This is a genomic window from Flavobacterium marginilacus (assembly GCF_026870155.1).
Taxonomy (GTDB): domain Bacteria; phylum Bacteroidota; class Bacteroidia; order Flavobacteriales; family Flavobacteriaceae; genus Flavobacterium; species Flavobacterium marginilacus.
On the sequence record NZ_CP113975.1, the window covers coordinates 528,102 to 540,598 of the forward strand.

Genomic DNA, 12,497 nt, shown 5'->3' on the forward strand with positions numbered 1-12,497 from the left:
TTGTATTTTAACAAGAAGAAATTTCACTCCGGCGGTTTCAAAAACCTAAAAAAATACATTTAACAATAGGTATGATATTTTAAGAGATTGTTACATCTTTTTTATTGAATTATATTATCAAAAAAAACTATTTTTGCACTTTAAAATTATAACTACTAAATGAGCACAGCAAAAACAATCCAATCTGCATTAATTTCAGTCTTTTCAAAAGATGGTCTTGAGCCAATTGTTAGAAAATTACACGAACAAAATGTGACTTTTTATTCTACAGGAGGCACGGAAGAATTTATTAAAAATTTAGGCATTCCTGTAATACCTGTTGAAGATGTTACATCTTACCCATCTATTCTTGGCGGACGTGTGAAAACTTTGCACCCAAAAGTTTTTGGAGGTATTCTAAATCGTCAGGACAATGAAAGCGATGTGCAGCAAATGAAGGAATATGATATTCCTCAGATTGATTTGGTAATTGTTGATTTGTACCCATTTGAAAAAACAGTTGCTTCTGGAGCAAGTGAAGAAGATATAATCGAAAAAATAGATATTGGCGGTATTTCATTAATTCGTGCTGCTGCAAAAAACTTTAAAGATACTGTAATTGTTCCTTCTATGGATCAATACGGTTTGTTTTTGGATATGATTTCTGCTCAAAACGGTGCTACAACATTGGCAGACAGAAAATTATTAGCTACTAAAGCATTTCATGTTTCTTCACATTACGATGGAGCAATTTTTAACTATTTCAATACTGATGAAACAATCTATAAAGCAAGCATAGAAAACGGACAAGTATTGAGATATGGTGAAAATCCGCACCAAAAAGGATTCTTCTTTGGCGATTTTGATGCAATGTTTACTAAAGTTCACGGAAAAGAATTGTCATATAATAACTTACTTGATGTTGATGCTGCAGTGAATTTAATTAACGAATTCAAGAATGACGGACCAACATTTGCTATTTTGAAGCATAATAATGCCTGCGGATTGGCGACAAGAGAAACTATTAGCGAAGCTTATAATGTTGCTTTGGCCTGTGATCCGACTTCTGCTTTTGGAGGAGTTTTGATTGCTAATGCAACAATTGATTTGGCCGCCGCCAATGAAATCAATAAGTTATTTTGTGAAGTTGTAATTGCTCCGTCTTATGAGGCAGAAGCTATTGCTGTTTTACAGGAAAAGAAAAACAGAATTATATTGATTCAGAATGAAGTGGAACTGCCTCAAAAACAGGTGAGAACCTGCTTGAATGGATTGTTAATTCAAGAAAGAAATAATATCACAGATACTAAAGCGGACTTAAAAACCGTTACTGTAAAAGCACCGACAGAACAGGAAATTGAAGACTTAATTTTTGCTTCTAAAGTGTGTAAGAATACTAAATCAAACACAATTGTTTTTGCCAAAAATGGAACTTTAATTTCTTCAGGAACCGGACAGACATCAAGAGTTGATGCTTTGATGCAGGCTGTTGAAAAAGCAAAATCTTTTGGGTTTAGCCTAGAAGGTGCTTCTATGGCCAGTGATGCATTCTTCCCTTTCCCGGATTGTGTTCAGCTTGCAAAAGAAGCTGGAGTAACAGCAGTAATTCAGCCGGGAGGATCAATCAAAGACGAATTGAGTATTAACTATTGCAATGAAAATGATCTTGCGATGGTATTTACAGGAACACGTCATTTTAAACATTAATTTGTTTAACTTTGTGCGTAATTTATTTATAACTTTTTAACCCTTAAAAGGCATATGGGATTTTTTGATTTCATGACCGAGGATATTGCGATAGACCTTGGTACAGCAAACACTTTAATCATTCACAATGACAAAGTCGTAATTGACAGTCCGTCTATAGTTGCGCGTGATAGAATATCAGGCAAAATTATTGCAGTTGGTAAGGAAGCCAATATGATGCAGGGGAAGACGCATGAAAACATTAAAACTATCAGGCCTTTGAAAGATGGTGTAATTGCTGATTTTGATGCTTCGGAGAAAATGATAAATATGTTTATCAAAAGCATTCCGGCATTGAAAAAAAGAATGTTTACTCCTGCTTTAAGGATGGTGGTCTGTATTCCTTCAGGGATTACAGAGGTGGAGATGAGAGCGGTAAAAGAGTCCTGTGAAAGAGTAAATGGAAAAGAAGTATACTTGATTCATGAGCCTATGGCGGCAGCTATTGGTATCGGAATCGATATCATGCAGCCAAAAGGAAACATGATTGTGGATATAGGTGGAGGAACAACAGAAATTGCCGTAATTGCATTAGGCGGAATCGTTTGTGATAAATCAGTAAAAATTGCAGGGGACGTATTTACTAATGATATTGTTTACTACATGCGTACGCAGCATAACTTATTTGTTGGAGAAAGTACCGCTGAAAAAATAAAAATTCAAATTGGTGCCGCTATCGAGAACTTAGAAACTCCTCCAGAGGATATGTCTGTTCAAGGAAGAGATTTATTGACAGGTAAGCCGAAACAAGTAGAAGTATCTTATAGAGAAATCGCAAAAGCATTGGATAAATCAATTCAGCGTATTGAAGATGCTGTAATGGAAACATTATCTCAGACACCTCCAGAATTAGCTGCTGATATTTACAATACAGGTATCTATCTTGCAGGCGGTGGGTCTATGTTAAGAGGTCTTGATAAAAGAATTTCTCAAAAAACTGATTTACCGGTTTATATTGCAGAAGATCCATTGAGAGCGGTTGTAAGAGGCACTGGAATGGCTCTTAAAAACATTACAAAGTTTAAAAACATTTTGATTAAGTAATATAACCTCTTTTTACTGAAGTTACTTTATATCTAACATTCAATATACCGTCAAAAAATGCAGCAAATATTTTCATTTATTATAAAAAACAGTAATAGAATACTGTTTTTGCTGCTTTTAGGTATTTCGTTGTCGCTTACTATACAGTCTCATTCTTTTCACCGAAGTAAAGTAATCAGTTCGGCCAATTTCCTGAGCGGAGGTGTTTATGAAAGGATAAATTCTGTTGAAGAATATCTTAATCTAAGAGAACAGAATGATGAATTGGCTAGAGAAAATGCCAATTTAAAAAGTCTGCTGTTTAAAACTAAAGATTCTGCTGAAATTCCAAATTTAGACAGTTTAAAAGGAGTTCTGCCGAAAGACATTGTTGTATGTAAAGTTATTCGTAACTCCTACAATGTATATGAGAACTTTTTAACATTGAATGCTGGTGCTAAGTCTGGAGTAAGACCAGACATGGGGGTAATTAACAGTTTAGGAATTGTAGGTATTATAGATGATGTTTCTGCTAATTATTCAACAGTAATAAGTATTCTTAATACTAAATCACAGATAAACGCAAAGATTAAAAACTCTGATCATTTTGGGACATTGAATTGGGATGGAAAAAATGCTGGTTTTGTACAATTGATTGATGTGCCAAGATTGGCTACCATAAAAAGAGGTGACACTATTGTTACAGGAGGGCAATCAGTGATATTTCCAGAAAATATAGGAATTGGTACAATTGATAAGATATACATTCCTGATGATAAAACACATTATTATAGAATAAACGTAAAATTATTTAATGATATGACCAGCTTAGGTCATGTATATATAATAAAATCGGGTAATAGCGAAGAAATTAGAAACTTAGAAAACCAACATAAAAAAGATGAATAGCACGTTACTAGTGAATATTTTTCGTTTTGTGCTTTTATTAGCTTTACAAATTCTAGTTTTTAATAATATGAATTTTGAAGGTTATGTAAGAGCGTTTCCTTATATCCTTTTTATTATTCTTTATCCAGTAAACGGAAATAAAGCTAATCTTCTTCTCGCTAGTTTTTTTCTTGGTCTGATGATGGATTTATTTTGTAATTCAGGAGGTGTTCATGCCACTGCATGTGTTGTTTTGGCACACTTAAGACCTTCGTTTTTTAAATTTTCATTTGGACTTAGTTATGAATATCAAACCGTCAAACTAAATGATGTACTTACACCAGAGCGGTTTACCTTTATTTTATTGTCAGTTATCACACATCATATTATATTATTTCTATTAGAATCATTTCAATTCTCTTTCATATTAGACGTTTTACTTCGAACTCTTTTAAGCACGCTATTTACTATATTAACCTGTATTATTCTTATTTATTTAATAAAGCCAAATAAACGATGAGAAAAGTCTTGTTGCCAGCTTTAATTATTATTGGTGCATCTTTGTTAATCATACGTGTCTTTTATTTGCAGATTATTGATGATTCGTTTAAGTTGAAATCAGAAAATAATGCCATAAAAATCAAATATGATTATCCAGAGAGAGGTTATATTTATGATAGAAATGGTGTTTTATTAGTTGCCAATCAGCCTTCTTATGATATCATGGTTATTCCAAGGGAATTAAATAAAACAGATACTATTGAGTTTTGTAAGCTATTGAATATCACCAAAGATGATTTTATAAAAAGAATAGAAAAAGCCAAAGTATACAGTCCAAGATTGCCCTCTGTATTTTTGGCACAATTAAATAAGACTGAGTTTGCAGCTTTTCAGGAAAAAATCAGAAAATTTGAAGGTTTTTATTTTCAAAAGCGTTCTTTGCGTGATTATGAGGTAAATTATGGAGCCAATATTTTTGGTTCTATCAATCAGGTTAATGATAAGCAAGTTGAAAAAAATCATTATTACAAGAGCGGAGATTTGATTGGTGTCCAAGGGGTTGAGGAAAGCTACGAAGAAGTTCTTCGTGGAATAAAAGGAGTAAAATATTTTCAGAAAGATAAATTTAACCGGGAAATAGGTTCCTACAAAGAAGGAAAATTCGATACTATTGCTGTTCAGGGTGAGGATATAAATCTGACTATTGATTCAGAGATTCAAAAATACGGAGAGCAATTAATGGTTAACAAAAGAGGCGGAATTGTTGCTATTGAGCCAAAAACCGGGGAAATTTTAGCTCTTGTTACTGCTCCTTCTTATGATCCTGGGATTTTGGTAGGAAGACAGCGTTCCAAAAATTTTACCAAATTGTATCGTGATTCTATAGCAAAACCACTTTATGACAGAGGTTTATTGGCTGAATATCCTCCTGGATCGCCTTTTAAAATTATGACTGGTCTTGTTGGGCTGCAGGAACAAGTTGTCGATGAAGAAACCAAATTTGTATGTAGCCATGGTTTCTATTATGCTCCTGGACGATTTCAAAGATGTCATTGCGGTGGTGGAGTGCTAAATCTGCATGTTGGAATTTATAAGTCGTGTAATGCTTATTTCTCTAATGTGTATCTGAGAACTATCGGGAAATATAAAAGTACTCCTTATGCTGTTGATGTTTGGAGTAATCATATTAAAAGTTTTGGATTAGGAGAATTTATGGGATATGATTTGCCGATAGGAAGAAGAGGAAAGATTCCGACTTCAAAAACCTATAAAAGAATGTATCCAGGATGGGGCTATAGCGGGAAAACAATTATTTCCAATGCAATTGGTCAGGGAGAAGTTTTGGCAACTCCTATTCAATTGGCCAATATGATGGCTACTGTAGCTAATCAAGGGTATTATTACACTCCTCATATCATTAAAAAAATAAAAGGAGAAAAAATTGATTCCAAGTTTACAACAAAACACGTTACGACCATTGATCAAAAATATTTTCCTCCTATGATAAGCGGACTTTTTGATGTTTATAACAGAGGAACAGCTTATGCATTACGCGTTGAGGGTATTGATATATGCGGAAAAACAGGAACTGCCGAAAATTTTGCTAAAATTGACGGCAAAAGAGTACAGTTAAAAGACCATTCTATTTTTGTGGCTTTTGCGCCAAAAGATAATCCAAAAATAGCTATAGCTGTTTTGGTTGAAAATGGAGGTTTTGGAGCAACGATAGCAGGTCCTATTGCCAGTTTGATGATTGAAAAATATCTTAAGAAAAAAATCACTAGAACTGATTTGGAAACACGCGTATTAAATACGAGTTTACAAAGCCGATATGCAATATTGGGAGGACTTTCGGAAGAAGTAAAAAAGGAATTAAGAATTAAAGATTCTATTACCCAAAGCAAATTAAAAGCAGCTGCTCAAAAAATTGACACAACCAAAACCAAAAAATAATACATTCATATCAGATGAAAAATCAAAGTTTATCGAGTAATATTGATTGGATATGTATCATTATCTACATCGCACTTGTGTTTATGGGTTGGTTAAATATTTATTCTTCTTCATTGTCGTCTACCGATGGCACCTATGAAAAACAAGCCATATTTATTGCTTTGACAGTTCCAATGATTTTTATCTTATTGTATATTGATGGCAAGTTTTATGAAAAGTATGCCAGTATCATTTTTGTTATTTCTTTAGTATCGCTTGCTGGTCTGTTTGTGTTTGGTAAAACAATTGCGGGTCAGCGCTGCTGGTATGGATTTGGAAGTTTTACAATACAGCCTTCTGAATTTGCAAAAGCGGCTACCTCGTTAGCTATTGCAAAATACCTCAGTGATACCCAGATAAATCTAAAGGAAGTTAACAGACAGGTACAGGCGCTGGCTATTGTTTTTTTGCCTGTTATGCTTATTTTGCCTCAGCCTGACCCCGGAAGTGCCTTGATTTACAGTATTTTTATTATTGTTTTATTTAGAGAAGGATTACCTGCCTGGTATGTCTGGACTGGTTTTATAACTGTTCTGCTGTTCATGATGACATTGGTGTTAGAGCCTCAATATGTTATTTTGATATCTCTTTTAGTCATTGTTCTAATTCATTATAAGTCAAGACTGGCTGATAGAAATATAGTGATGAGCGGTATCCTGTTTACAATTATATCTGGCTTTGTTTTATCTGTAAACTATGTTTTTACAAATGTTTTCAAGCAGCACCACCGAGATAGATTTAATATATTGTTAGGGAAAGAAGTTGATATGAAAGGTATTGGGTATAATACTAACCAATCTGAAATTGCTGTTGGCTCTGGAGGCTGGTTAGGAAAAGGTTTCCTTGAAGGGACTCAAACCAAAGGGGGGTTTGTTCCGGAACAGCATACCGATTATATTTTTACTACAGTTGGTGAAGAATGGGGTTTTGTTGGTTCTTTGGTTGTAATAGCACTTTTTACGGGCTTGTTTCTTAGAGTAATTTACTTGGCCGAAAGACAAAAAACTAAGTTCAGCAGAGTTTATGGATATTGTGTCGCAGGTATTTTATTTATTCATTTCTTTGTGAATATTGCAATGGTTATTGGTATTTTTCCAACCATTGGAGTACCGTTGCCTTTCTTTTCGTATGGAGGATCAGGACTTTGGGGATTCACTATTTTACTGTTTATTTTTATTAAAATGGATGCTAATAAAGTGAATGAATGGTAAAAATAGAACCGTTTTCTTCTGCGGTTTAAATTTTTTTTAGCCCCATATTACATAATAAGCCTTTTTAAAATATTTTAGTTGCTTGAATATTATATTTTGACAAATGTCTGATAAGTATATGCAAACTGATGTTTCTCATCTATCGGATTAAATTCAGTTTGAACTTCTTTCCAGTCATTAGAATTGATTTCAGGAAAAAAAGCATCTGCTTCAAAATTATGGTGGACTCTTGTGATTTCCAGCTTATCAGCATACGGAATTCCTAAATTATAAATCTCTCCTCCGCCAATTATAAATGAAGTTTCATTTTCCGGACATACAGCAAGAGCTTTTTCAATGCTGTCAACCACAATACAGTCTTTTGGATTATAATCTTTTTGTCTGGTTATTATAACATGTGTTCTGTTTGGGAGCGGTTTTGGGAAACTTTCAAATGTTTTTCGTCCCATTATTATATGATGGCCGGTAGTTAAGGATTTGAATCTTTTAAAATCATTAGGCAGATGCCAAACCAATTCATTATTCTTTCCTAGAGCATTGTTTTCTGCAACAGCAGCAATCATAATAATCATAATGTTGAGATTTATTTTGAATTATTGTCTTCGATTTTGGATTGTAATTGGGTTATTTTTTTTTGCTGTAAAGCCACAAGCCGATCAATTTGATCTCTTTCCCAATATTTATTCATAAATCTATCAGTAATAAAGACTTTTATAAAATGCAGTACAAAAATAAATAGCCATATAGTAATAATCCAGATACACCAATTTAATTCTATGGCTGTTTCAAAAAAATATACTGCAGTGAATAAAAAAATACTGCTCAATGTAAAGAAAACAAAATGGTAATACAGTCTTTTTTTTTGCTTTATGCGATTTCTTGCATACTCATATTGTTCATGTAATTCCTTTTCCATAATGTAGAATTTTGCTTATAAAGGTAAAATTTATTTTTAAATGTAACTATTTTGGATGTTTAATATTTAATGGGAAAACGTTTTCTTGAATTGAAAATAAAATTTAAGAGATTTAAAATTTTTTTAATGATAAAAAAGGAATGCTTTTTTTGCTATTATGCTAAAAATGAGGTGGTTTGTGTTTTTTTGAGATTATTTTGCTTACTTTGTTATAACCTTAAAAATTAAACAGTTATGTCAGTAAAAAAACAATTTATAAAAACAAAGCCTGTTGTTAAAGTTACTTTTTCTTTAGAAGCAAAAGAGGCTGATCAAGTATCTGTAATTGGTGATTTTAATGATTGGAAAATTGAAGATGGCATTTTAAGTAAATTAAAAAACGGCACATTTAAAGGGACCTTTGAATTAGGTAAAGATGCAGAATATGAATTTAAATATGTAGTTGACGGTACTTATGTAAATGAGCCGGAAGCAGATTCGTTTAAATGGAATGATTTTGCAGGCGCTGAAAATAGTGTATTAGTAATATAACATAAAAAAATCCGCTCGAAGCGGATTTTTGTGTTTTATACAGCAACATTTCCTTTAATAAGGGCATGAGGTTCATATCCTTCTAGTGTAAAGTCATCGAAATCAAAATCGAAGATGTTTTTTATATTGGGATTTAAAATCATTTTTGGCAATGGTTTAGGCTCGCGGGTAAGCTGTAATTCCAATTGTTCAAAATGGTTATTGTAAATATGTGCGTCTCCAAAAGTGTGGATAAATTCACCTGCTTCGAGATCACAGACTTGTGCAATCATCATTGTCAGCAAAGCATAGGATGCAATATTAAAAGGTACTCCTAGGAATATATCTGCACTGCGCTGATACAATTGACAGGAAAGTTTTCCTTTGGTTTCTCCTTTAGATGTATCTGGGGAAGCAACATAAAATTGAAAAAAGGCATGACACGGAGGCAAGGCTGCTTTGTTATTAGCAACATTTTCTTCAAAAGACTTACTGGTATCCGGCAATACTGATGGATTCCAAGCCGATACAAGCATTCTGCGGCTGTTTGGATTCGTTTTTAATTCTGTAATAAGCTCTGAAATCTGATCAATTTCTTCGCTGTTCCAATTACGCCATTGATGACCGTAAACAGGACCTAAATCGCCGTTGCTGTCAGCCCAGGCATCCCAAATTTTCACCCCGTTTTCTTGAAGGTATTTAATATTAGTATCACCTTTTAAGAACCAAAGCAATTCATAAATGATCGATTTAAGGTGCAGTTTTTTAGTAGTTACCATTGGGAAACCTTCGCTCAGATCAAACCGCATCTGGTAGCCAAATACACTTTTTGTACCAGTTCCTGTACGGTCTCCTTTTTGATTTCCGTTTTCTAAAACGTGTTTTACTAAGTCTAGGTATTGTTTCATTTTTTAGGGCTTTATGCTCTACGCTCTATGCTTTAAGCGTATAGCCTAATGCTTATAGCCTAATGCCTTTAATATTATCTTTTAGAAATTTCGTCCCGGATTTTAGCCGCTTTTTCATAATCTTCCTGTTCGACGGCCTGTGTCAATAGCTCATTTAATTCCTGCAGGCTGTGATTAGAATAGGTGCTGCCCGATTCGTTACTTTCAGCAGAGCCGAAAGTTTCAGGATTTGAAAGAATATCTTCTATTTCGCTAGACGTATCACTTTCAAGAGGATTGGCTTTTAGATAAATTCCAGCTTTGTCCAATATGTTTTTATAAGTAAAAATAGGAGCGCTGAACCGAATAGCTAAGGCAATTGCATCTGAAGTGCGGGCATCAATTATTTCTTCGATTTTATCTCTTTCGCAAATGATACTTGAATAAAAAACACCGTCAACTAATTTGTGAATAATTACCTGTTTTACAACTATATCAAAACGTTCAGCAAAATTCTTGAACAAATCGTGTGTCAAAGGACGAGGCGGCTTAATTTCTTTTTCTAAAGCAATCGCTATAGATTGAGCTTCAAAAGCTCCGATGACGATAGGTAATTTTCTTTCTCCGTCAACCTCGTTTAAAATTAACGCATAAGCGCCATTTTGAGTTTGACTGTATGAAATCCCTTTTATAGATAATTTAACTAAGCTCATGTTGGTGTAGTGAAAAGTACGAAGTACTCTATTAATTGTGTTTTATTTTTTGTTTTAAATAAAGTGCAATTTTAATCAAAATTTATGGAACAAAAAAACTGCCTAAAACAAAGATACGATTATCTTATTTTTAGGCAGCTAATTATAAGAGAAATTAAATCTGCAGTTATTTAAGTCTTAGTAATTGTGAAATGTGATTTGTTTTTTATCAAAATCAGCACTTCCAGGCCAATTACTAATGACTATTCACTAATTACTTAAGATTGCTGTTCTTTGAAAGTTTTGAATTTGGCGATTAATTGCGGTACAATTTCGAATGCATCACCTACAACTCCATAATCTGCTACTTTAAAGAAAGGAGCTTCTGGATCACTGTTGATAACTACTTTTACTTTAGAAGAGTTGATTCCGGCAATATGCTGTATGGCTCCAGAGATTCCAATAGCAATATATAAATTGGTCGATACTGGTTTTCCTGTTTGGCCTACGTGCTCTCCGTGAGGTCTCCATCCTAAATCTGATACTGGTTTTGAACAAGCTGTAGCGGCTCCAAGAACACCTGCTAGTTCTTCAATCATTCCCCAGTTTTCAGGTCCTTTAAGACCGCGTCCTGCAGAAACAACAATATCTGCATCAGCAATTGAAACTTTTCCTGATACTTTTTCTACAGAAGCAACTTTTACTCCAAAATCTGCATCTCCGATAGCAGGATTAAAATCTTCTTCGGTTAATGAAGAGGCATTTTCAAAAATGCCATAAGAATTTTTGCCTATGGATAATACTTTTACATCGGTATTGATTTCTGTGATATTGAAAGCTTTATTTGAAAAAGCAGTTCTTTTTACCTGAAACGGTGAAGTGCTTACTGGCAATCCAACAACATTTGAAGCATAACCGGCTTCTAATGCTACTGCTGTTAATGGTGCTAAGTAAATACTGTCTGTTGTTGAAGAGAGTAAAACTATTTTAGAAGCTTCTTTCTGCGCTGCTTGTTTAATAACATCAGCATAGGCTTTGGCAGTGAAACCAGTTAATTTATCATTGTTTACTTTTAAGACTTTATCAACTCCGTATTTTGATAATTCAGAAACATCTCCAGCATTTATAGTCACTGCTGTCACGGTTGTTCCTAATGATTCGGCTATTTTTTTTGCATAAGAAGCTAATTCTAATGCTGCTTTTTTAAATTTTCCTTCTGCAGATTCTGCATATATTAATATTGACATGATGATTTGTGATTTTAGATTTTAGACTTATGAATTTAGATTTTAGAACTCCGATTAAAAATTTAGATTTTTTTGCCATCAGCAATAAAAAATCGTTGATCTTCAATCAGCAATCTAAAGTCTTAAATTACTTTCGCTTCGTTGTGCAGTAAATTTATTAATTCGTCCAGATTGTCTGCAGAGACCAATTTAACCGCCGATTTTGGAGCTGGTTTTTCAAACTTCACAGCCTTTGTGTTTACAGGGGCGTCAACTGGTTCTAGAATTGTTAAAACTTTAGTTCTGGCAGTCATGATTCCTCTCATATTTGGAATGCGCAGATCTTTTTCCTCTACAATTCCTTTCTGAGTTCCTATAATAATTGGTAATGAAGTGTTTACGGTTTCTTTTCCGCCGTCTATTTCGCGGACAGCAGTTACATTAGTTCCGTCTACAGTTATTGCTGTACAGGAATTTAAAAAGTTATACCCCAAAATACCGGCAATCATACCAGGAACCATTCCTCCGTTATAATCAAGTGATTCTTTTCCTGCTATTACAATATCATATCCGCCGTTTTTAATTACCTCGGCTAATTGTTTTGCTACAAAAAAGCCGTCAGTTGGATTTGCATTTACACGAATCGCTTCGTTGGCGCCAATTGCCAATGCTTTTCTTAAGGTTGGTTCGGTATCTGGTCCGCCTACATTCACTATGGTAACTGTGGCTCCCTGCTGTTCTTGAAACCAGATAGCACGGGTAAGGCCAAATTCGTCATTTGGATTAATTACATATTGAACTCCATTGGTGTCAAATTCAGCATCACCGTTAGTGAAGTTGATTTTTGATGTAGTATCAGGGACATGACTGATGCAAACTAATATTTTCATAATCTATATATTAAATTCTTTTTTTTCTCAGACAAA

At 33.9% G+C, this 12,497-nt stretch carries 13 protein-coding genes; 7 read left to right on the forward strand and 6 right to left on the reverse strand.

What is annotated here, in order from left to right; translation table 11 throughout:
• Positions 1-159: 159 nt before the first annotated feature.
• The 6 genes from purH to rodA are packed head-to-tail and all read left to right on the forward strand — an operon-like array spanning position 160 to position 7,340.
• The gene (purH, locus tag OZP07_RS02365; protein WP_281637144.1) at positions 160-1,686 is read left to right on the forward strand and encodes a bifunctional phosphoribosylaminoimidazolecarboxamide formyltransferase/IMP cyclohydrolase; all 1,527 of its coding nucleotides are present in this window, start codon (positions 160-162) and stop codon (positions 1,684-1,686) included.
• A 54-nt stretch (positions 1,687-1,740) separates the two neighbouring features.
• Positions 1,741-2,769, forward strand: a complete 1,029-nt coding sequence (locus tag OZP07_RS02370) for a rod shape-determining protein (protein WP_115814184.1) — start codon at positions 1,741-1,743, stop codon at positions 2,767-2,769.
• A 57-nt stretch (positions 2,770-2,826) separates the two neighbouring features.
• Entirely contained in the window at positions 2,827-3,657 is an 831-nt protein-coding gene (gene mreC, locus OZP07_RS02375; protein ID WP_281637145.1) for a rod shape-determining protein MreC, read from the forward strand.
• A complete protein-coding gene (locus OZP07_RS02380; protein WP_281637146.1) occupies positions 3,650-4,156 on the forward strand; it encodes a rod shape-determining protein MreD in 507 nt (168 codons plus the stop codon). The genes mreC and OZP07_RS02380 overlap by 8 nt, the downstream gene beginning before the upstream one ends.
• Positions 4,153-6,090, forward strand: a complete 1,938-nt coding sequence (mrdA, locus tag OZP07_RS02385) for a penicillin-binding protein 2 (protein ID WP_281637147.1) — start codon at positions 4,153-4,155, stop codon at positions 6,088-6,090. Before OZP07_RS02380 ends, mrdA begins: the two co-directional genes overlap by 4 nt.
• Positions 6,091-6,104: 14 nt before the next feature.
• Positions 6,105-7,340, forward strand: a complete 1,236-nt coding sequence (rodA, locus tag OZP07_RS02390) for a rod shape-determining protein RodA (protein ID WP_281637148.1) — start codon at positions 6,105-6,107, stop codon at positions 7,338-7,340.
• 89 nt (positions 7,341-7,429) lie between these two features.
• Here rodA and OZP07_RS02395 read toward each other — a convergent pair whose 3' ends face one another.
• The gene (locus OZP07_RS02395; protein ID WP_281637149.1) at positions 7,430-7,912 is read right to left on the reverse strand and encodes a dihydrofolate reductase; all 483 of its coding nucleotides are present in this window, start codon (positions 7,910-7,912) and stop codon (positions 7,430-7,432) included.
• Between the two features lie 11 nt (positions 7,913-7,923).
• The gene (locus tag OZP07_RS02400) at positions 7,924-8,256 is read right to left on the reverse strand and encodes a 2TM domain-containing protein (protein WP_194641184.1); all 333 of its coding nucleotides are present in this window, start codon (positions 8,254-8,256) and stop codon (positions 7,924-7,926) included.
• A gap of 234 nt (positions 8,257-8,490) precedes the next feature.
• On the opposite strand from OZP07_RS02400, the gene OZP07_RS02405 reads away from it, so the two are divergent.
• On the forward strand, positions 8,491-8,787 hold the full coding sequence (locus OZP07_RS02405; protein WP_194641183.1) for an isoamylase early set domain-containing protein: 297 nt from the start codon (positions 8,491-8,493) through the stop codon (positions 8,785-8,787).
• A gap of 35 nt (positions 8,788-8,822) precedes the next feature.
• Here the strand turns inward: OZP07_RS02405 and OZP07_RS02410 are convergent, their stop codons facing one another.
• The 4 genes from OZP07_RS02410 to OZP07_RS02425 form a co-directional block, all read right to left on the reverse strand.
• Positions 8,823-9,674: a thymidylate synthase gene (locus OZP07_RS02410; RefSeq protein WP_194641182.1), complete on the reverse strand. Its 852-nt coding sequence runs from the start codon at positions 9,672-9,674 to the stop codon at positions 8,823-8,825.
• A 74-nt stretch (positions 9,675-9,748) separates the two neighbouring features.
• A complete protein-coding gene (locus OZP07_RS02415) occupies positions 9,749-10,366 on the reverse strand; it encodes a bifunctional nuclease family protein (RefSeq protein ID WP_194641181.1) in 618 nt (205 codons plus the stop codon).
• 257 nt (positions 10,367-10,623) lie between these two features.
• Positions 10,624-11,592: an electron transfer flavoprotein subunit alpha/FixB family protein gene (locus tag OZP07_RS02420; RefSeq protein WP_281637150.1), complete on the reverse strand. Its 969-nt coding sequence runs from the start codon at positions 11,590-11,592 to the stop codon at positions 10,624-10,626.
• Positions 11,593-11,714: 122 nt separating this feature from the next.
• A complete protein-coding gene (locus OZP07_RS02425; RefSeq protein WP_281637151.1) occupies positions 11,715-12,461 on the reverse strand; it encodes an electron transfer flavoprotein subunit beta/FixA family protein in 747 nt (248 codons plus the stop codon).
• Positions 12,462-12,497: the final 36 nt, after the last annotated feature.

Bases quoted from the DNA above. Each gene is read 5' to 3' on its own strand.
- OZP07_RS02400 (WP_194641184.1), bottom strand. From the start codon at position 8,256: ATGGAAAAGGAATTACATGAACAATATGAGTATGCAAGAAATCGCATA.
- OZP07_RS02410 (WP_194641182.1), bottom strand. From the start codon at position 9,674: ATGAAACAATACCTAGACTTAGTAAAACACGTTTTAGAAAACGGAAAT.
- OZP07_RS02415 (WP_194641181.1), bottom strand. From the start codon at position 10,366: ATGAGCTTAGTTAAATTATCTATAAAAGGGATTTCATACAGTCAAACT.
- mrdA (WP_281637147.1), top strand. From the start codon at position 4,153: ATGAGAAAAGTCTTGTTGCCAGCTTTAATTATTATTGGTGCATCTTTG.
- mreC (WP_281637145.1), top strand. From the start codon at position 2,827: ATGCAGCAAATATTTTCATTTATTATAAAAAACAGTAATAGAATACTG.
- OZP07_RS02380 (WP_281637146.1), top strand. From the start codon at position 3,650: ATGAATAGCACGTTACTAGTGAATATTTTTCGTTTTGTGCTTTTATTA.
- rodA (WP_281637148.1), top strand. From the start codon at position 6,105: ATGAAAAATCAAAGTTTATCGAGTAATATTGATTGGATATGTATCATT.
- OZP07_RS02370 (WP_115814184.1), top strand. From the start codon at position 1,741: ATGGGATTTTTTGATTTCATGACCGAGGATATTGCGATAGACCTTGGT.
- OZP07_RS02395 (WP_281637149.1), bottom strand. From the start codon at position 7,912: ATGATTATTATGATTGCTGCTGTTGCAGAAAACAATGCTCTAGGAAAG.
- OZP07_RS02420 (WP_281637150.1), bottom strand. From the start codon at position 11,592: ATGTCAATATTAATATATGCAGAATCTGCAGAAGGAAAATTTAAAAAA.
- OZP07_RS02425 (WP_281637151.1), bottom strand. From the start codon at position 12,461: ATGAAAATATTAGTTTGCATCAGTCATGTCCCTGATACTACATCAAAA.
- purH (WP_281637144.1), top strand. From the start codon at position 160: ATGAGCACAGCAAAAACAATCCAATCTGCATTAATTTCAGTCTTTTCA.
- OZP07_RS02405 (WP_194641183.1), top strand. From the start codon at position 8,491: ATGTCAGTAAAAAAACAATTTATAAAAACAAAGCCTGTTGTTAAAGTT.